The organism is Desulfoluna sp. (assembly GCF_030145185.1).
GTDB lineage: Bacteria > Desulfobacterota > Desulfobacteria > Desulfobacterales > Desulfolunaceae > Desulfoluna.
On the sequence record NZ_JAQYWB010000089.1, the window covers coordinates 1 to 20101 of the forward strand.

Here is a 20101-nt window from a genome sequence, read left to right on the forward strand (position 1 = left end):
CGGTATTCTGTCTGATTTTCTCACCCTTCGGGCGAGCCGGGTGCACTCATCTGCCGCGTTATCAGAGCTTTGAGGTAAACCACTACATCTTCAGCTCTGATGCCTTGCATATGAGCGCACCCAACTCGTGAAATATCCGGGTTATGCGTCGTGCTCACTGTTGGAGGAAGCGCGGATTTCCTTAACAATTTCGCGGAATTTATCGGACCGAGTGGTGAGGATCTCATCCTGGAGTATCCGGGCCGCCTTAATGAAAGGCGTACGGTCAGGACGGGTGAGTTTCATCCCATGGGCCGCAAGATAGGTGCGGCACGCCTCAATCTCCTTAAGCATGTTGGCACGGTGAATCCTGCCGGCCTCACGCCCTGCCTTGATGACGGCATCACGCTGCTCGCTGGAGAGTTTTCCGATGAATCGTTTGCTGCAGAACAGAGGTGAAAATGAGGTAAAATGGTCCAGAACCGTGAGGTTTTTGGCCAGATCAAAAAACTTCTGAGACTTGATGACGAAGGTCCCGTTATCGCCCCCTTCCACGGTCCCAGTCTGAAGGGCCGTAGACATTTCAGACCATGCAAGGGGCACAGGCTCGGCCCCGAAGGCCTGGAAGGTTTTGATCATAATCTTGTTCTTGGGAACCCTGATTTTAAGACCCTTCAAGTCGTCCATGCTGTTGATCGGGCGCTTGGTGTTGTACATGTCTCGAGGTTCAACCGCGTTGTAGGAGAGAAGGAACACACCGGTTTTCTTGTAAAGATCATCTCTGAACCGGTCGCCAATGGGACCTTCAAGGACCTGAGAGGCGTGTTCGAGGCCATTAAAGATATAGGGCAGAACAAAAACATCCATCAGGGGATAATGGGGGGAGACGTTGTTCATGGTGATAATAAAGCCGTCCACGATGCCGATCTGAAGGGATTTAAAGGCGTCCTCTTCCCCACCGACCTGACCGCAGCAGCGACGCTTTACGACCACTTCGCCGTGGGTGTATTCATCCACCAGATCTGAAAATATGGTGACCATTTCGCCATAAGCGCTGTCATCGGATGTCTGCCAGCCCAGGTTCATGATTACTTTTGCTGAGACCGGAGCACTGAATACTGCCATCAAAAACAGCATCGTCACACATAAAGACATTCTCTTCATCGTATTTCCTCCTTAGGTAGTCTGCCAAAATCAATTTTACATCATTCTTTGTCGTTACGATGGCTCAACGCGTCTGGACCCTGCATCCTTTTTCCAGAAACATCGGGCGCCGATGACTGTTTAACTTAGGCATAAACCATGCCACAAAATAGATAAGGTATTTCATTCTTGATGGGAGGCCAGGGACCAACACACCATATCGTGTGCATTCAATTCAGGCAGGCCCCATGATATGGGCGCAAGCGAGACCTGGGAAAAATCATTTTTAAGGAATTGTTCAGGCAGGACCCGACCGATATCCCGAGGCCGGAAAGGCGAATGTCCCGTTTCTTGGATCCAGGAAACGGGACATCCATACCGTTGCGTCTCGATTTCTGGACACCGCCATGGGGTTGAAACGCTCTTAGCCCGGATATTTCACGAGTCGTTTTCTCATGAAATATTCGGGTTAGAGCCTGCTCTCGGCAGACTCAGATCAGGCCATGGCGCTTAAGTTTAGCGTAGATCGTGGATCTTTTGGTTTTCAAGATCCCCTCCAGGCCATCGGGGCCGGCCACCTTGCCACCCGCGAGATTTAAAGCATACGCCAGATAACGTGACTCCAGCTCTTTTAAGGTCGGCAGGCCCTCAAAAAATTCTGTGCACGCGGTCGCTGCGGGCTTCGGGTGAGACAAATCCGCCGACTCATGATCCACAGGAAACAGATCAAGCTGACTCCCGGAAGAGAGAATCACCGCCCGTTCCATAATCCCTTTAAGCTCACGGATATTACCCTGCCAGGGCCGATACTGGAGATCGGCAATCTGATCCGCCGTGAGGCGCAATAGCGTTTTACTGTAGCGCCTGGCAAAATGATTTAAAAACATCTGGGCCAGATAGACGATATCCTCGGTTCGCTCCCTTAAAGGCGGAATAGTGAAAGGAAGGACAAAAAGACGATAGAAAAGGTCTTCGCGAAACTTTCCGTCGATGACATCCTGTTTCAGATCCCGATTGGTCGCGGCGACCAGCCTGAAGCTGGAGAGGAACTCCTTGGTGCCCCCCACCCGGGTGAACTTGTGGTTTTGCAGCACGCGCAGGAGCTTGACCTGAAGAGAGAGCGAAATCTCTCCCACCTCGTCAATAAATAAGGTCCCCTGATGGGCCAATTCAAAAAAGCCGATCTTCTGGGAGGTCGCACCGGTGAAAGCCCCTTTTTCATGACCGAAGAGCTCACTCTCGATCAGGGACTCCGCCATACTTGCCGGATGAATGGGAATAAAAGGGCCCTGACGCCCGCTCTCCGAATGGATATGCCGTGCAAAAAGCTCTTTGCCGACCCCCGTCTCTCCCAAAATCAAAATGGTGGCATCGGTGCGGGCGGCCTGGCTCGCTTTTTTAAGGAGAGGCGCCATGGAGACGCCATAAAAGGGCTCATGCGATGAGTCTCCATGCATGGGGTAGTACTGAGGCTGCTGACGTGACGCCTCCAGGAGCACCGTCGAACGAACTTCTGATGAAATCAACAGGGAGATGTTTTCATCCATCTCCCCCATCACGCGCCCAAGGCTCGCTGCCGTCTCGCAACTCTCGGCGTAGAGAACCCAGGTGGAGTCTGCCTGGGCATTAATGGGAATCGCCACCGCAGAGAACGATTCCAGATTCACCCTGGCGATCTCCTGCCGCTGGATGGCCTGGGTTGCCAGGGGCAGCAGAGAGGTGCAGACCCCGTGGTCCAGCTCCTCAGGGGAGATATTGCATCCGGCGACGCTGCTGACCGCCTTGCCTTCGATGCTCTGAATCAGGATGACCCGCTCAGCCTGAAACTCCTCTTGGATAATGGTGACAAGCTGGCGAAAAAAGAGAGAGGAGTCTTTATGGGAGACAAGTGCCTTGAAGCGCCGGGTGCATCGCCGCGTCAAGCCACCGGAAGGTCGCGGTAAAACGGCGTTGCCTTCAGGGGCCCAGGCAATCTCGTCAAAAAAAAGCGGGGGTCGGACAGCATCGGGGCCGCCAGGTGCCAACCCGTCAAGACGCCCCAAGACATCCTGTGTCTGAGGGAGGCGTATCAACGCCCCGGCCTCCTGAAACACCTCCATACTCTCCACGAGGAGCTGGCGAACAGACGAAAGGGAATCTCCGGCATCGTAGGCCAGAAGGGCCTTTTGCCTCAGGGCCGCCCCCCGCATCATCTTATCGCCACCGTTCAGGTTTTTACGGGTCTCTGCCTCCACGTCAAAGGTGGCAATGGGAGGAAATCCCCGCCTGAAAAAATCGACACCCAGCTCATAACTCCGCGAGCGGCCAAACAAGGTCTGTTCAAATTCACACTTTGCAAAGAATTCAAAATAGGCCCGCAAGGCGTCGTAGGATTTATCCAGCTCACCGTAACGGGCATGGGTACAAGCGGTGACATGAAGATAAAAAACGTAAGCCATCTCATGAAGCTTCGGATTCAAAAGACTCCTGGCTCGATTCAGGTACCTCTCCACCTGCGCCCGGTCACATCCGGCATCACCTAATACCATGGTGAGCTGAAGGCACCACCAGCCCTCAGTCAACTCATTGCCCTTAAAATGAGCCGTTCCGCAAACCGACTTGGCAATCCCGATGGCGAGGTGAAATTTGCCCATAAAATGGGCGGCAGAGGAGGGGTAAATTCCAGACAGATCTTTGTAATACCGCACATTCCATACATACGAAGCGGGGTCCACCTCGTTGTAGTAGTGCAGTGTTTTTTTCATGTCCCCCTGATTGAAGTGCAGAGAAGAGAGAAACATGGCGGCAATGCACAAAATATCATTGTCACCGAGCTCATCAATGGTCTCCTGACTCTCCATAAGAGAGGGCAATGCCTGCAGAGAGGATCGCCCGGTGAAATGATCCAACAACACTTCACTTAGCTTCAAGATGATGCGCTTACGCATATCCCCAATACGGATGGCGATTTCGTTTGCATAAAAGAAGAGACGGATAGAGAGCGCCAGATTCCTGGCAAGATAAAGACTGAGGCCCAGAATGGCGATCACAAGCTCTAAAAAGCAAGAGAGCTCCTCACGGGTTTTTTCCCGGGTCCGCTCTTCATCACAGAAGGTCAGCATCTGCTCCAGGGTTTCGGTTAAAAGAGCCTGAAGCCCCGCAGTGACCGAGACCTCGAGTTGTGTGGATATATCTGCCACCAATCGCTCAAACACGACAATCTCATCAGGTCCCCGAAGCTGGTCTATCTCTGAAATGAGCCCACCGCGATAGGCACGCCCCTCCAAGGTCGGCAGGTTCGCCCGGAGCGTAACGCTGTCGAGGCCTTCAGCCGCCAGCCGCCAGAGTTTCCCGCCCTGGGAGCAGGCCAGGCCCGTGGTGCGGAGTCCCTGAAGAGCCAAAGAGGTCTCCCGTATGGTACTGCCGGTCCACTCTGCAAGGTTGGCCTCATGGATTTCAGACCGAACAAACGCAAGGACATTCAGAGCAACCACCTGATCTTCCGTCAACTCTTTTAAACGATCCACAACCCCCCTCTTATTTCCTGATCACCCAGTCATAAATACCAAGAAAATGTAAAAATGTATTTCACTTCGAGGTCGGCAGTCAATAGAGGTTGTTCCTTTTCAGGAGACTCTCACATCATTTGACCCCAGGGCTTGTGTCCAGCAACCGGTGTTATGTTAACGACGCATCCCGCACAAGGCCGCCCAGATCGTTTCACTCACCCGAAGCACCCTTTGCACGCGGCCATCCCCAATCATTTAATTATAATAGCTTTTAGCCACGGGGTGTTGTATTATCATTACCAGTACGCTGTTCACTTAAATTTCACACAGAAACATATCCAGACATCGTTTTTATATGTCTCTTTCTACCTGAGCAGAGAAATTCGCCTCTCGCGCCCTGTTCTTGCCTGCATCTGAGAAACGTATCAATTATATACACGTCGGGTCTATACATGTCGGGCTCCCTGGCCCCCACTGCTCAGACACTTTTTTTTAAGGAGGGAGGACACCATGACAGCCACCCATCCCCTGCCCCAAACCCCACGCAGCAACGCACCCCTTATTGATGACGGCCTCATCGCACTGTATGACGATGCCATCAGCCATCTTGCACGTGCCCGGGACAGCAGACCGGAAGACCAAAAGCAATGCATCTCCACCGTCGTAAAAATCCTGAATCACCTGAAAGAATCCGATGAAAAAAAACAGGCCGCCGATGAAGACGAGGCCGATTTCAGGACCCTGTATGATTATATGATTGATCGGCTCTCCATCAGCCACTCCGGCCTGGGCATCGACCCCATTAACGAGGTAAGCTGGCTGATTCGTACCCTGAGGGAGCTGTCCACAACCCCCAAGAGGCCATCCACCGTCAGCGGGTAGCCCCAGACAAAAGGCACTGAAAATACGCACAAACGTCCCTCCCCGACGACCACGCCGCGAGGAGGGAGGGACCTCCCGCGTAACGAGCCCCCCCTCGTTAAAAACACCCCCGCCCTTGTCCATACCCCCACCCCACGCCAAATCATCCATCCTTTTTCAACCATTCATCGCATTTTTTTTTAAAGAAAATTCAAAACGCTCCGATAATAGGTTTACATCGACGGATTATTCACCCACGCCACAGAAAAAGGATTTTCGCAAGGCAGGGTGCAAAGCCCCTCGATCAAGACAATTTGAGTTCACGGCACGGATGCCGACCATTGAAAGTTAATTTCACGGAGGAAATAACATGGCACTTTCAATCAACACCAACGTCACGTCTCTCAACGCTCAGCGCAACTTGGGCAACACCGCTTCAGGCCTTAACAAATCTCTCCAGAGACTCTCTTCCGGCCTGAGAATCAACTCTGCCAAAGACGACGCCGCAGGTCTTGCGATCAGCGACCGTATGACCTCTCAGATTCGAGGCCTGAATCAGGCCGTTCGAAACTCCAACGACGGTATCTCCCTTGCCCAGACCGCAGAAGGCGCACTCCAGGAGACCACCAACGGCCTGCAGAGAATCCGAGAACTATCCGTTCAGGCTGCCAACGACACCAACACCTCCGACGACCGCGCCTCTATCCAGCTTGAGATCGATCAGCTGGTCTCAGAGATCGACCGTATCGCCGAGGCCACTACCTTCAACAACAAAAATATCCTGGACGGCAGCTCCGGAACCTTTAAGTTTCAGGTCGGCGCCAACGCCAACGAAACCATCGGCGTGGACCTTGTCAACGTTAAGGCCAACGCCCTGGGCCAGCAGCCCGGCATCGTTCAGTCCACGGCATCCCGCGTCTCTCTGGCCAACGACGCCGCTGACGGCGGTAGCATCGGGATCCAGGAAGGTGCCATCGGCAGCACCGTCACCGCAGGCGACATCAGCGTACAGGTCGCAGGGGCCTCCTCAGTGGATATCGCCCAAGCCAAGTACGGCGGCGACATCACCGCAGCCGCCACGGCCGACCTCAAGGACACCAACGCCGCCAACTACGGTGGTGGTAGCGCCAAGGACATCGCCGAACGAATCAACTCTGTTCGTACCATGAACGAAGAAGATCCCGGCGAAGGCATGGAAGGAACCAGCCTTGAAGGTGTCTACGCCAAGGCGTCCACCAGCTTCAGCTCATCCGACATGGATGCAGCCGACTACGCCGGTGCCAGCGTGGCCGGTGACGGCCCCAGCAACGTGGGTGTCGGACGCATCGGCAACAGCGACCTGATGATCAACGGTGTGGGCGTAGGTCCCGCAGCTTTCAAAGAGAACGACTCCGACGGAAGCCTCACCAACGCCATCAACGCCAAGAGCCACTTAACCGGCGTCACCGCAGGCGTGGACGAAGACGGGGAGCTGACCCTCTCTGCCGACGACGGCCGTGACATTGTCTTGAACACCACCAACGCAGAAGTCACCAACCTGGTGTTCGGCGGGGGCGTCAAGTCCACCTCCTTCGATTCAAACTTCAATGACTTACGCATCACCGGCTCCGTCTCTCTGACTGCCGGGGATACCCTCTCCCTGTCTGGTCTCAATGCCACCGATGCCGGCTTTGCAACCCTGTCTGAAGACAATGTCCAGGCCAAAGGGTCCATCGCAAACGCCGACGTCTCCACCATGGAAGCGGCCAACAACACCATCGAGTCGGTGGACAGTGCCATTCGCCAGGTGGATGACATGCGAGCCAACTTGGGTGCGGTTCAGAACCGTTTTGAATCCACCATCCAGAACCTCTCCAACGTTTCCGAGAACTTAAGCGCGTCAAGGTCCCGTATCCTCGATACCGACTTCGCGTCAGAGACTGCCAACATGACCAAACTTCAGGTCATGCAGCAGGCCGGTACTGCCATGCTCGCCCAGGCAAACCAGCTGCCGCAGTCTGTTCTCAGCCTGATTGGTTAGAAGGTGCCTCGGCACCCGCTATAAGAGAAGGTTTGCCTTTATCCAGACATTCGGGATAAAAAGAGTGCATTTGTAAACGCATGTGTCGGAAAAGGCCCTGGCGATGTTCATCGCCAAGGCCTCTTCCCGGCACCTCAATCATACATGCATCGGAAACGTTACAAGGCATCAGCGGCCACGGACACCGGTCGCGCAACACGTGCCAGGGGAGCAGGAACATGGGAGTTTCGGTGGGCGGCATTGTTTCGGGCATCGATCTCGACGGTATTGTCGATCAGATTACCGAAGTGGAGAAGAGACCCATCAAAGGGTTGGAAGGGAAGAAAGAGGACTACAAAGTGCTCATCTCTGCCTACGCCAATCTGTCGAAGGAGCTCTCCAGCCTCAGCAACGCGGCTCGCTCCCTGCGATACCCCAGCTCCTTTACCGCACGAACGGCCACCTCCCCAGATCCTGAACATTACACCGTCTCGGCCGGCTCTTTTGCCAGGGCTGGAAGTTACGACCTGGAGATCCAACAACTGGCCACCGGCCAGAAAATGGCCGCCGGTCCCTTCCTGGAAGAAGCCCTTCCCGGGGGAGGCACCCTGACCCTTCAGGTGGGGGATAGAGACCCCATGGAGATCACGGCAGGCGCCAACTTCACGCTCAATGATCTGGCCAACGCCATCAACTCCGAAAAAGGGGATATCACCGCCGGTGTAATCTTTGACGGCACCCATCACTTCCTGACCCTTTCCGCCAACGAAACCGGAGCGGCAAACACCATCACCCTTGCCGTCACCGATGACGAGGATGGAGACACGGCAGACAACGCCGGGCTCTCCGCCTTCATTGCACCGGAAGGGGAGACCGCGTTTTCTATCACCCAGGAAGCCCGGGACGCCATCATCACTGTCGATGGCGTGGCGAACATTCATCGTCCGTCCAACACCATCACCGACGTCGTCAAAGATGTGACCCTGAACCTTTCGGGGACCGCCCCGGCCACCACCTTTTCCGTGTCCATGGACCAAGGGGCTATTTCCGAAAAGCTCAACACCTTTGTGGAAAAATACAACAATGTCCTCAGTTTCTTCTTCAACAGCCAGCAGTACAATGGAGAAGGGGAAAAGCAGGGGACTCTCTTCGGAGACCAGACCGCCAACCGCATCAATGGAGCCCTGGTCCGAACCACGGCAGGGACTGTTTCCGGAAACGAAAGCTTCCGTTATCTGTCTGACATCGGAGCAATTACACGGCGGGTGACGGACAAAGAAGATCCCGAATACGGCAAACCGTACCTGGAACTGAATCAGGAAAAACTCTCCCGGGCCATCGCCGAAAACCCTGACGATCTGAAACGATTTTTCACCAGCATCGACGAAGGGAATGAGGGCTTCGCCGTCCGAATGTGTACCCAGATTGAGGGGTTTAACACGCCCATAGGAGGGATCCTCTCCTCTGGAAGCAAGGGATTCAAGACGAAAATCGACGGCATCGATAAACAGATCTCCCGAATCGATGACAAGGCGGAACGATCGGAGGATAGACTTAGAAAAAAGTTTAACTCCCTCGAAAGCTTGCTGGCACAATACAAAGTGACAAGCGATCACTTAGCCTCCCAGTTGAGCTCTCTACCCGGGGTATCCAAGCAGTAGATCCGAGACCGGGGCCAACCTGCCCCGTGCCCGACACAGTTGAAGGAGTTTACACCCTATGACACCCATGACTTACAATGCATATGCCGCAACGGCCATTCGTGAGGACCTTCCCCAGGATCGCATCCTCATCATGCTTTACGAAGGCGCCATCAAGTTCATTCACCTCGCCGTGCGGGGCATCGATGAAAAACGCCCGGCACTTAAGGGGGAATATATATCCAAAGTCCTGGCCATTCTCACCGAATTGACCGCAGCCCTGGACATGGAACGCGGAGGAGAGATCGCTGAAAACCTCTCATCCCTTTATGACTACATGGCCAGACGGCTCACCGAGGCCAATATAAAAAACGACACGGAGTCCCTCCGTGAGGTGGAGCGCCTGATGCTGAGCCTGAAAGAGGGCTTTTCTGAAGCATCCCGTATTCGACGCCAGTCGACCGCACGTCGTCCGGAAAAGACGAGGGAGCGCTGTGGTGTCTGTGTCGCCATCTGATCCCGTCGCAGACGTTATAAACAGCATGGCTGCCCTGATGGATCGGGTTGAATCCATACTGGCGTCTGACGATCCCGACACCCTTTTTGCCCTGGCCCGGCAACAGACCGCGCTGCTGGACCAACTCAAAAAGCTTACGGTGCCTCCAGAGAGTGCGGCATCCCTTACCCGCACCCTGGAAAGAAGTCGGCATCTTGCCTTGCGCATCGAAGGAGAGATGGACGCCATTCGATCTCTCCTGACCACATCGGCAAACAAAAAACGCCTGCGTGGGGCCTACGCGCCCACGTAATAGACGACGATTGCCTGTGCTGCCTGACCTTGGGGTGCCGTTTTGACAAACGAACAAAACCCGGCCTGTCCGGGGAGAGTGCGACACCGAATTAACCGGGCGCACCCCCTTTTCAGGCCCTATACAAAAGTGAGCTCACTATGATGCAATCCATATCGCACGTCCAACCTCCGCTGTCGACACGCAAAGATGATATCGCCGCGGCGGAACCTGTCCAGGCCACCACCGATTCCGAAGTTTCATCTGAAAAAAAATCCCGCTCTGAAGACAAACGAGACAATGCCCGGTTCGAACAGGACCAACGCCTTCGGGAAGAACGCCTCTCCCAGGAAACCCTCGATGAGATCTCCCGAGACCTTGAAACGCTTCATGCCGTTGGCCTGAACTTCACACGACACGATGAAACCGGTCGAACCATGGTTCGGATTACAAACCGTGACACCGACGAAGTCATTCGTGAAATTCCGGCCAAACAGGTCTTGGATCTTGCCGCAAAAATTGAGGAAATGGTCGGCATTATCTTTGACGAAAAAGTGTAGCCCCTCCCCTCCCCCCCCCGCATTGCGTCTTTTTTGACCACCGATCCAACCGGTATACCTGAGCTGTGCCTTTTTTCAGAGCCCCCCCCTTTTTCCGGTAATTCATTGAATTGCGTTCCTTATGTCCTCACTTTTTTCAAAAAATTAACACAGATTACTCTTCCAAAAAAATAACATAGTTTACTGACATCACAGGCCATTACCTTCGAATATTCAGCCGTACGCTCTTTGTGAACATAGTTAAAACAATTTGCTTTCCGTTTTTAATTTTGCTAATTTTATTGATTATTACTTTATATCTATCAAAGATAACATACTTTATTAAACCGTAGATGCAATCGAGAGCTGTTATCTTAATCGATTAAGGTTCGAAAAACGGAAGGGAGACATGCGCAGGGGGTTCCATCGGCGCCTTTTCCCAGCCAGGAAAACGCCCGAAGATCAGCGGATCGTTCATCCCCTGTCACGACCCCTTTGTCGCACTGGAAAGGGTGCGGGTGATCTTACCTGGGTTTTTATCCACCACACTACTTTCAGGAGGCGTGAATGAGAAGACTACTGGCACTGACAACCATCCTGCTCATGGGGGTTGCACTCTTCATTTCAGGTTGTTCCAAACAGGAAGAGATAGACGAGAGTCAAAAAACCACCATCCACCTCGCCATGGACGCCGACCCGGTCTCCCTGGATCCCCATGTACAGCTCTCCGGCGGCATGCTGGCCTATTCCCACGCGATTTTTGACCCCCTCGTCCGCTGGACCCATGAGATGACCTTTGAAGGCCGACTCGCTTCAAAATGGGAGCGACTCGACACCCTCACCGTTCGATTCTGGCTGAGAAAAGGCGTCACCTTCCACAGTGGCAACCCTTTCACCGCCAAGGACGTGGTCTGGACCTTCGAACGCCTCCAGAAAAGTGTGGATTACAAAGGCCTCTTCGAGCCCTTTGAATCCATCAAAATCGTGGATGATTATACCATCGACATTGTGACCAAAAGGCCTTACCCTCTGCTTCTCAACATGGCCACCTATATCTTCCCCATGGACAGCGTTTACTTCACTGGCGCCGATGAAAACGGCCAGGACAAGGGCGCTATCGTCAAAAGCGGACCCTCTTTTGCCCTCACCCACGAGTCTGGCACGGGCCCTTACCGCGTCACCGCCCGTGAGCATGGCGTAAAAACCGTTTATGAACGCTATGCCGATTACTGGGACACCGCCTCCCCCGGTAATGTCCAGAAGATCGTCGTTACCCCCATCAAAAACACGGCCACCCGTGTGGCCTCTCTGCTCTCTGGAGACACCGACTTCATCTACCCCGTGTCTCCCCAGGACTTCAAGCAGATCGAAAGCAACGACCAAACCAAACTCGTCACCCTGGGCGGCAGCCGCATTATCACGCTCCAGCTTAACCAGACCCGTCGTCCCGAGTTCAAAGATATTCGGGTTCGCCAGGCCATCGTCCATGCCATCAACAACACCGGCATCGTGACAAATATCATGAAAGGTTTTGGGACCACCGCCGGACAGCAGGGACCCAAGGGCTACCTGGGCTACAAAGAAGAGCTCGTCCCCCGCTACGACCTGGAGAAAGCCAAGGTCCTCATGAAAGAGGCCGGGTATGAAAAGGGCTTCTCGTGCTCCATGATCTCCCCCAACAACCGTTACGTCAACGATGCCAAGATCGCCGAAGCGGTGGCCAACATGCTGGCCAAAATCAACATCAAAGTAGATTTAAAGACCATGCCCAAGGCCCAGTATTGGGACGAGTTTGACGCCAAGGTGGCTGATATCCAGCTCATCGGCTGGCACTCAGACACGGAAGACTCCGGTAACTTTTCCGAGTACCTCTCCATGTGCATCAACACCGATACCGGATACGGTCAGTACAACAGTGGCACCTACTGCAATCCAAAGGTCGATGAACTGACCATGGCCGCTCAGGCTGAAACCGACACGGCCAAACGCACCGCCATGCTCCAGGAAATAGAGCAGATTCTCTATGACGACGCGGCCTTTGTTCCTCTGCACTGGCAGAACCTGGCCTGGGCTTCGTCCAAGGACCTGGCCATTGAACCCATCGTCAACGCCATGAACTTCCCGTACCTGGGCGACCTCGTGGCCAAGTAATGTTTTAAGATGAATGTCCGTGGCCGGTCCCGCTGAAATACTGCGACGGGACCGGCCATTTATTTTACTGAATTTATTTGCTTTTCAACGAAAAAGTGTGATTCAATACAGGCATCCCATCTACCCTGATAGAGAACCTTTTCCCCTTGTCGGCTGTACCCGCTACCTGCCGGTGTCCTCTTGGATACCGGCAGGTAGCGGGTAGAACACCCGGGCATTCACCCAACGCTCGACCTCCACGGGGCACCACGTATTGTTAGAATAAGGACGCAACCTCACCCATGTTTGCCTTTACCGTGAAACGCATTTTGCAAGCCCTTTTCGTCATGCTGATCATCAGCTTACTGGGCTTCTCCATCAAACACGAATTCGGGGACCCCATCCGGGACATGGTGGGTATCCAGGTTTCCGTGAAAGATCGAGAAATCCTCCGCGAAACAATGGGCTTAAACGACCCCTTCATCACTCAGTATGCCCGATTTCTCAAAAATGCCGCCCACGGCGATCTTGGGACCTCTTTCTTCTATAAGAAACCGGCCATGCATGTCATCCTCTCCAAAGCCCCTGCCACCATCGAGCTTGTGTTTGCGTCCAGCCTTATCGTCATCCTCATCTCTATCCCGGTGGGCATCTTCGCAGCCATTAAGCCCCGGCACTGGTTCTCCCGGATCGCCATGGGTGGCAGCATCGTGGGGGTCTCGATTCCGGTCTTTCTCACCGCCATTCTCATGATCTACCTCTTCTCCATCACCCTGGGATGGTTCCCCTCTTATGGCAGAGGCGAAACCGTCGACCTCTGGGGCTGGCATACCGGGCTCCTGACAGCCGACGGCCTCAGACACCTGATCATGCCGGCCATTGCCCTCTCCTCCATCATGCTCCCGCTCTTCATCCGGCTCATCCGATCCGAGATGATGGAGGTCCTGGAGACGGAATACATTCGCTTTGCCTACGCCAAGGGACTTAAGAAGAAGCGCATCTGGTTCATCCACGCGTTTAAAAACACCCTGCTCCCCGTCATCACCGTGGGCGGTGTGCAGTTGGGGATTATGCTCGCCTACACCATCCTCACCGAAACCGTCTTCCAATGGGCAGGCATGGGCTTTATGTTCCTTGAATCGGTCCAGCGCTCCGACACCACCCTTCTTGTGGCCTACATTATCTTTGTGGGGGGAGTCTTTGTCATCGTCAACACCATGGTGGATATCATCTATGGTCTCGTCAACCCCACCATTCGGGTATCGGGGAGAAAATGAAACAGTCGCTTGAAAATTTTAAAGATTCCTATCTCTTTTACAGCTTTAAACGAGATAAAATTGCCATGATCAGCTTTGCCATCCTGCTGGTCCTCGTGGTGGTCAGCTTCTCTGCCCCCCTTATTGCCCCCTACAACCCCTACGATGCCGAGACCATCGACATCCTGAACTCCGAGCTGCCCCCCGCCTGGATGGACGGCGGCTCAACGCAGTTCCTTATGGGAACCGACCAGCAGGGGCGAGACCTGCTCTCCACCATGATCTACGGCATGCGCCTTTCGGTCCTCATCGGCCTGGGAGCCGTCGTGCTCCAGGCCTTTATCGGGATCTCTGTGGGTCTCATCGCCGGCTATATCGGCGGATGGCTCGATAACTTCCTGATGCGACTTGCCGACATCCAACTCTCCTTTGCCACGATGATGGTGGCCATTCTCATCAGCGCTATTTTCCAGACGGTGTTCGGGTCCAGCCGCTACAATGAGCTGGCCGTTCCTCTTCTCGTGGTCGTCATCGGTATCGCCGAGTGGCCACAATACGCTCGGACCGTCCGCGCCTCGGTCCTTGGAGAAAAGGGCAAAGAGTACGTGGAGGCCGCCCGAGTGGTGGGCCTGTCCAGTACGCGGATCATGTTCCGACACATCCTGCCCAACACCATGAGCTCTGTTCTTGTTATCTCCACCGTTCAGGTCGCCAACGCCATCATGAGTGAAGCGGCACTCTCCTTTTTAGGCCTCGGCATGCCGGTCAACCGCCCCTCCCTGGGCTCGCTTATCAACGCAGGGTTCGAATACATCTTCAGCGGTGCCTGGTGGATCACCCTCTTTCCTGGAATCTTTCTTGTGCTCCTTGTCCTGGTTATCAACCTTCTCGGGGACTGGCTCAGAGATGTCCTGAACCCCAAGCTCTACAAAGGATAAAAGGCACCCAAGATCATGGAACCGATACTCGACATCAAAAATCTTGACGTAAAATTTGCCCTTCGAACCGGAACGGTCACCGCCATCGACAACCTCTCTCTCTCCCTTGCCAAAGGGGAACGGCTGGGGATTGTGGGAGAGAGCGGGGCCGGAAAATCGGTGATGGGTTTTTCCATTATCAACCTGATCCGCAAGCCCGGTTATATTGCCAACGGATCCATCTACTTTCGTGGTGAAGAGATCTCCCGTTATTCCGAAGAGGAGATTCGTGCCATCCGAGGCAATCGCATCAGCACGATCTTTCAGGACCCCATGATGGCTTTGAACCCGGTCCTGACCATCGGCACCCAGATGACCGAGGCGATCCTTGCCCACATGGACATGACCCAGGAAGAAGCCGAACGCATCGCCCTGGAAAAATTGGCCAAGGTCCATATTCCAGCCCCTGAAAAACGGCTGAACCAATACCCCCATGAATTTTCCGGGGGCATGCGTCAGCGAATCATCATCGCCATCAGCCTCCTCACCGACCCGGACCTGATCATTGCGGATGAGCCAACGACGGCTTTGGATGTGACGATTCAGGCCGAGATCATGGACCTGCTCATTGAACTGTGTGAATCCGAAGGCATGAGCCTGATTCTCATCACCCACGACCTGGGGGTGGTCTCCGAGGTCACGGAACGCATCGCCGTCATGTATGCCGGCCGGGTCATCGAAACCGGCCCCACCGAGGCCATCATCAAAAACCCGCAGCACCCTTACACCCAGGGACTCCTCAAGGCACTGCCCGAGAGCCGGACCCCCGGAGAGCCCCTCTATCAAATCCCAGGCATGATGCCGACCCTCACCGACATCCCCCCCGGCTGCGCATTCAACCCCCGATGCCCCATGAGGGGCGAGATCTGCATCACAAAACGGCCCGAGGCGGCCTTTGCGGATGAACACACAGGCCACATGGCCGCATGCCACCTTGTCTCCGGAGACCTTGCATCATGAACACACCCACCAGCACACCCATTCTGAGTCTGAAAAACGTCGTCAAGCACTTCGATATTTCCGGAGGCTTATTGGAAAAATTGCACTTTACAGACGGCAGACTGGGCCTTCAGAGCACCATTGTCCAAGCGGTCAACGGCGTCGACTTCGATATTTTAGAAGGGGAAACCTTAAGCGTTGTCGGGGAGAGCGGGTGCGGTAAGTCCACCCTGGCTCGATGTGTCGTCGGCCTCCATAAGCCCAACAGCGGAGAGATCTATTTTCGTGGCGAACGTATCGACCACCTCAACCCGAAAGCGATGATGCCCTACCGGGCCAGGATGCAGATGGTCTTCCAGGACCCCTACTCCTCGCTAAACCCACGCATGACCGTCCAGAAAACCCTCGAGGAACCCTTGAAGTTCCATAACCCGGGCATCCGAAACGGTGAGATCAAAGACCGCATCGACGAAGTGATGGAGCAGGTGGGCGTGGACCCCCTGTGGGCGCTTCGCTACCCCCATGAATTTTCGGGAGGACAACGCCAGCGCGTCAGCATTGCACGCGCATTGATGGTGGACCCAGCCTTTATTGTGGCCGACGAACCCATCAGCGCCCTGGACGTCTCGGTGCAGGCCCAGATCCTCAACCTTCTCATGGAAACTCAGGCCAAACGAGGTCTGTCCTACATGTTCATCTCCCACGATCTCTCTGTGGTACGGCATATCAGCAACCGGGTGGCCGTGATGTACCTGGGCAAGCTGTGTGAGCTCACCGATTCCGAGAGCCTGTACAACACCCCGAGGCATCCATACACCAAGGCCCTGCTCAGCGCCATCCCCCAGCTGGGCGTAAAAAAAAGCCACATCCGTCTTAAAGGAGAGGTCCCCTCCCCCATCAATCTCCCCACAGGATGCATCTTTCACGGACGATGTCCCTACGCCGATGAACGCTGTATCCGGGAAATCCCCGAGGTCCGAGACTGTGGAACCGGCATCGTGGCCTGCCACCGGGTCGAAGAGGGCAGCCTGTAACCCATAAAAGACCATGGTCACCCCACATCGAAGCCGGCACACGCATTAAAAAAGGGAAAGCATTAAAAAAGGGCGTAAACGAAGACAATCCTCTTCGTTTACGCCCTTTTATCTTCATCAAGCAAAAAAACAAACCGTGGCTCACCAGAGGAGCCCCCCCCTCTTTTACAAGGAGGCCTCAGGAAACTCGCCACCTTGATGTTTCGTCCCGCAGGAGGTTCGATGAGCAATAAAATACTTCAGCTGAGCCTTCTGGTTGGGGGACAACCCCACAAACCTTACACGCCGCTGGCGCATGATAATCGTTGACAGGGACGAAGGGTTTTCAATCTCGACATCTTCCACCGTCTCATAAGGCATCTTTTCAAGATAAAATCCATTGTCGCCTACATAAACATGCGTTTCGACGGGCTCTTTCGGCTGATCGTCATGAACGATGTAGCGGAAACAGAGCCCATCCATGCTGATATCCACAATAGGCCCCACCTTACTCGAGTCCGGTGACAAAGCGGCATACGCACCGTCGCCGGCACGATAACGCCTGTGGACACGTCTGTCAGCCATCTTCTGGAATTGTCCAATCATTGTGGCTCCATGACGAGTTCATTTAAAAAAAGAGGAGGGGGGAATCCTAATAAAGTAAAACCAATATTTTAAGTAGCACAACCAGACGACAGAGGCAAATCTTAAGACTACCTAACAACACCTTAAATGAGCCAGAATGTTCTTTTAAATAGTCATATTCAAACTATAATTACAAGGAATTATAAAAACATACGAAGATAAGTTTTACTCTTTTTGGTGGGATATCTCAAAGGGAAAACGGGGAAGAAAAAGAGTGGCAAGGGCCAAATCATCCGGTGTGGTAATCTTGATGTTGCATCGACTGCCGGTAAGAACAGCCACAGGATGCCCCAGGCGCTCCACAAGGGAGGCATCATCGGTCCCCAGCACACCCTCTCTCAGCGCCTGCACATGAGCCTTTAAAAGAAGGCGGTATCGAAACACCTGGGGCGTCTGAGCCATCCAGATGCCCTCGCGGGAAAGAGTCTCGGAGATCAGTGTCTCCTTCCCCACCCGCTTGAGGGTCTCAAATGCCGGAACGGCTAAAATAGCGGCACCGCCTCGCTCCGCCGCCGCAAGAACGCCCAGAATATCCTGGTTGGAAACAAAAGGACGCACCCCATCATGGACGGCGACCAGCCCCTGAAAGGTATCTCCCAGGGTCTTTAGAGCATTGTAGACGGATTCCTGGCGCTCGGCCCCGCCGGGGGCCAGCTCCACGCGATGTCCCTCGGAAAGGGAAGAAAGGAGGTGGGATTGAATAAAAGGGAAGTCGTCTTCAGGGGCCGCCAGCACGACCCGATCAATCTGCGGGCAGACAAGAAAAGCACTCAGGGTACGCACAAGAATGGGGATGCCGTCCAGCGCCAGGTACTGCTTCCGAAGGGCGGACCCCATGCGAAGCCCCTGGCCTCCGGCAACAATAATGGCGGCAATGCTCATCGAAACCCTTCTACTTAAAGAGAAAAGGCCCCAGAGACGCCCAGGACCTGGCACATTTTATTTCAGATATTTGAGGCCCTTGGGAAGGGCCAGTCCTTTGCCCATGGAATCTTCGGCATAATTCACGGAAGCAAGGAGTTCAATATCAGACAAGGCCCGCGTGTCTCCTTCGAAAATCACCTGCTTGACCTCTTCCTTCTGAATCTTCCCACCGGCCCACTGGATATCCAGAACACTGCTGGCATCAAACCGGTCCCCATTAACGACCAGCTCCACCTCGCCCCCATAGTTCTGAACAATCTTGGCCACCATCAGACTGGGCCTGGCATGAAACCCCCGTGTCTCGGGAATTCCGACCGTAATAGAGCCCCGCTCGATGTTCTCGTTCAAGACCTCCTTGGCCAGACGTTTTCCGCAGCTCATAAAGTGGCAGGCATAGAAGAGACAATAGTTGATGGTGCGATCCAGGAGTTCATCGGGGTTGACGATCTCACCCAGACGACGCCTCACCTCACGATAGGTGCTGATGGTCCCCACCTCATGGAGATGGCGCTCGTAAAAGTGAAGCAACCGACCCTGGACCTCCATGATATGCAACACCACTGAGAAATGAGCCCGAAGTTGTTTCAGCTTTCGGTTGCCATAGCGGAAACCGCCCTGAATAACATAGGAATCGAAAGAGGACTGAAGGTTGTGGACCACCATCTCAAAGCCCCGGATCTCCACCTCGTTGACCTTGGCAGGCACCATCTCACGAATCGCCTCAAGGGACTGTGCTTCATAAAAGGTCAGGGGTGCAAAGAGCTTGGCGATGTTCAAAAATTCACTGGAAATCTTAACAATATGCTTCCGCTGATCGTGGCCTGCGTCGTCGTCGATGTTGTATTCAAGCATCTCACCTGAGACCACGCCGGGAAAGTTCGCTTGATCATAGCCCCCTTCCGGAACTCGAATGCCGAGCCGTCGGGCTTCACTGAGAAGAGCGGGAGCCGCTTTCCTCAAAATATCATTCAAGAATTCAAGGGTTTTACGTCCCTCTCCCTCAAAATCAGAGGCATCGGGGAGGTCATAAAAGGGGATGCGATTGGCGATGTGACGCTGGGCGTAGCAGCTGATACTGATGTGGCGGACCAGGGAGGTGAGTTCACGGTAGTAGAACCAGTCCCGGTTGTTCTTGGCACCATGGAGATCCAGAAAATCTTCCAGAAGGTGACTGGTGGCCGTCATGCGGGAATACAGCTTTTTGGTGAAGGGATTATCGGATTTATCAAACCCAGCGATATACACACAGGCTTTGAGAAAATCATGGGAATAAATCTGAACCTTTTCTGGAAAGGTAATGGAACATGCCGACTGTTTTTCTACCATAGAGCCTGTGCCTGCCTTGCGGTCTTTCGATACGAAAGACGCGGTGAGTTTTTTACGGGGCCACTGTAAAAAGAAGACGGTTGGAGGGGCACGTAAGCCGAATTTTGTATCCCGCTTCGGTTACCCGAAAACGGGGCGACGATCATTCATCTAGGGTGCCGGTTACCCGACACCTCTCGCGACCTACCCGGAAGCTCGGGCGGGCAGCCCTCAAACACTTCCCTATTTGGTCTTGCACCGGGTGGGGTTTACCTAGCTTCTTCGATCACCCGAAGAACTGGTGCGCTCTTACCGCACCCTTTCACCCTTACCCGGCACTCAACAAAGGTAAGCCGCTAACCGGCTGACCTTTGTAGAGGGCGGGGTAAGGGTGAAAGGGTGCGGTAAGAGCGCACCAGTTCTTCGGGTGATCGAAGAAGCTAGGTAAAGCCCACCCGGTGCAAGACCAACTAGG

General features: G+C 54.1%; 16 protein-coding genes and 1 other RNA gene. 11 read left to right on the top strand and 6 right to left on the bottom strand.

The window, feature by feature from the left end; all coding sequences use genetic code 11:
• Positions 1–141: 141 nt before the first annotated feature.
• On the bottom strand, positions 142–1104 hold the full coding sequence (locus tag Q1Q75_RS20060; RefSeq protein WP_300674429.1) for a TRAP transporter substrate-binding protein: 963 nt from the start codon (positions 1102–1104) through the stop codon (positions 142–144).
• 509 nt (positions 1105–1613) lie between these two features.
• Entirely contained in the window at positions 1614–4628 is a 3015-nt protein-coding gene (locus Q1Q75_RS20065; RefSeq protein WP_300674431.1) for a sigma-54 dependent transcriptional regulator, read from the bottom strand.
• A gap of 492 nt (positions 4629–5120) precedes the next feature.
• Between Q1Q75_RS20065 and Q1Q75_RS20070 the strand changes: the two genes are divergently transcribed.
• The 11 genes from Q1Q75_RS20070 (at position 5121) to Q1Q75_RS20120 (ending at position 16773) form a co-directional block, all read left to right on the top strand.
• The gene (locus Q1Q75_RS20070; protein ID WP_300674432.1) at positions 5121–5492 is read left to right on the top strand and encodes a flagellar protein FliS; all 372 of its coding nucleotides are present in this window, start codon (positions 5121–5123) and stop codon (positions 5490–5492) included.
• 349 nt (positions 5493–5841) lie between these two features.
• Positions 5842–7491 (top strand): flagellin, encoded by a 1650-nt coding sequence (locus Q1Q75_RS20075; RefSeq protein WP_300674435.1) that lies wholly within the window; start codon positions 5842–5844, stop codon positions 7489–7491.
• Between the two features lie 218 nt (positions 7492–7709).
• The gene (gene fliD / locus Q1Q75_RS20080; protein WP_300674438.1) at positions 7710–9131 is read left to right on the top strand and encodes a flagellar filament capping protein FliD; all 1422 of its coding nucleotides are present in this window, start codon (positions 7710–7712) and stop codon (positions 9129–9131) included.
• Between the two features lie 58 nt (positions 9132–9189).
• Positions 9190–9627 (top strand): flagellar export chaperone FliS, encoded by a 438-nt coding sequence (gene fliS / locus Q1Q75_RS20085; RefSeq protein ID WP_300674441.1) that lies wholly within the window; start codon positions 9190–9192, stop codon positions 9625–9627.
• Positions 9614–9919 (top strand): hypothetical protein, encoded by a 306-nt coding sequence (locus tag Q1Q75_RS20090; RefSeq protein WP_300674444.1) that lies wholly within the window; start codon positions 9614–9616, stop codon positions 9917–9919. The genes fliS and Q1Q75_RS20090 overlap by 14 nt, the downstream gene beginning before the upstream one ends.
• Before the next feature lie 140 nt (positions 9920–10059).
• Positions 10060–10458 (top strand): flagellar protein FlaG, encoded by a 399-nt coding sequence (locus Q1Q75_RS20095; RefSeq protein WP_300674447.1) that lies wholly within the window; start codon positions 10060–10062, stop codon positions 10456–10458.
• A gap of 546 nt (positions 10459–11004) precedes the next feature.
• Complete coding sequence (locus tag Q1Q75_RS20100) at positions 11005–12588, top strand: ABC transporter substrate-binding protein (RefSeq protein ID WP_300674450.1); 1584 nt, start codon at positions 11005–11007, stop codon at positions 12586–12588.
• Positions 12589–12869: 281 nt separating this feature from the next.
• Entirely contained in the window at positions 12870–13844 is a 975-nt protein-coding gene (locus Q1Q75_RS20105) for an ABC transporter permease (RefSeq protein WP_300674453.1), read from the top strand.
• Positions 13841–14761, top strand: a complete 921-nt coding sequence (locus tag Q1Q75_RS20110) for an ABC transporter permease (protein WP_300674456.1) — start codon at positions 13841–13843, stop codon at positions 14759–14761. The genes Q1Q75_RS20105 and Q1Q75_RS20110 overlap by 4 nt, the downstream gene beginning before the upstream one ends.
• Before the next feature lie 15 nt (positions 14762–14776).
• A complete protein-coding gene (locus Q1Q75_RS20115; RefSeq protein ID WP_300674458.1) occupies positions 14777–15760 on the top strand; it encodes an ABC transporter ATP-binding protein in 984 nt (327 codons plus the stop codon).
• Positions 15757–16773, top strand: a complete 1017-nt coding sequence (locus tag Q1Q75_RS20120; protein ID WP_300674461.1) for an oligopeptide/dipeptide ABC transporter ATP-binding protein — start codon at positions 15757–15759, stop codon at positions 16771–16773. Before Q1Q75_RS20115 ends, Q1Q75_RS20120 begins: the two co-directional genes overlap by 4 nt.
• Before the next feature lie 165 nt (positions 16774–16938).
• Here the strand turns inward: Q1Q75_RS20120 and Q1Q75_RS20125 are convergent, their stop codons facing one another.
• From Q1Q75_RS20125 to rnpB, 4 genes are all read right to left on the bottom strand, one after another.
• Positions 16939–17358: a PilZ domain-containing protein gene (locus Q1Q75_RS20125; protein ID WP_300674463.1), complete on the bottom strand. Its 420-nt coding sequence runs from the start codon at positions 17356–17358 to the stop codon at positions 16939–16941.
• Positions 17359–17562: 204 nt separating this feature from the next.
• Complete coding sequence (gene ispD, locus Q1Q75_RS20130; protein WP_300674465.1) at positions 17563–18279, bottom strand: 2-C-methyl-D-erythritol 4-phosphate cytidylyltransferase; 717 nt, start codon at positions 18277–18279, stop codon at positions 17563–17565.
• 57 nt (positions 18280–18336) lie between these two features.
• Positions 18337–19647, bottom strand: a complete 1311-nt coding sequence (locus Q1Q75_RS20135) for an HPr family phosphocarrier protein (RefSeq protein WP_300674467.1) — start codon at positions 19645–19647, stop codon at positions 18337–18339.
• A gap of 77 nt (positions 19648–19724) precedes the next feature.
• Positions 19725–20101, bottom strand: an RNA gene (gene rnpB, locus Q1Q75_RS20140) — RNase P RNA component class A; the annotation flags it as partial.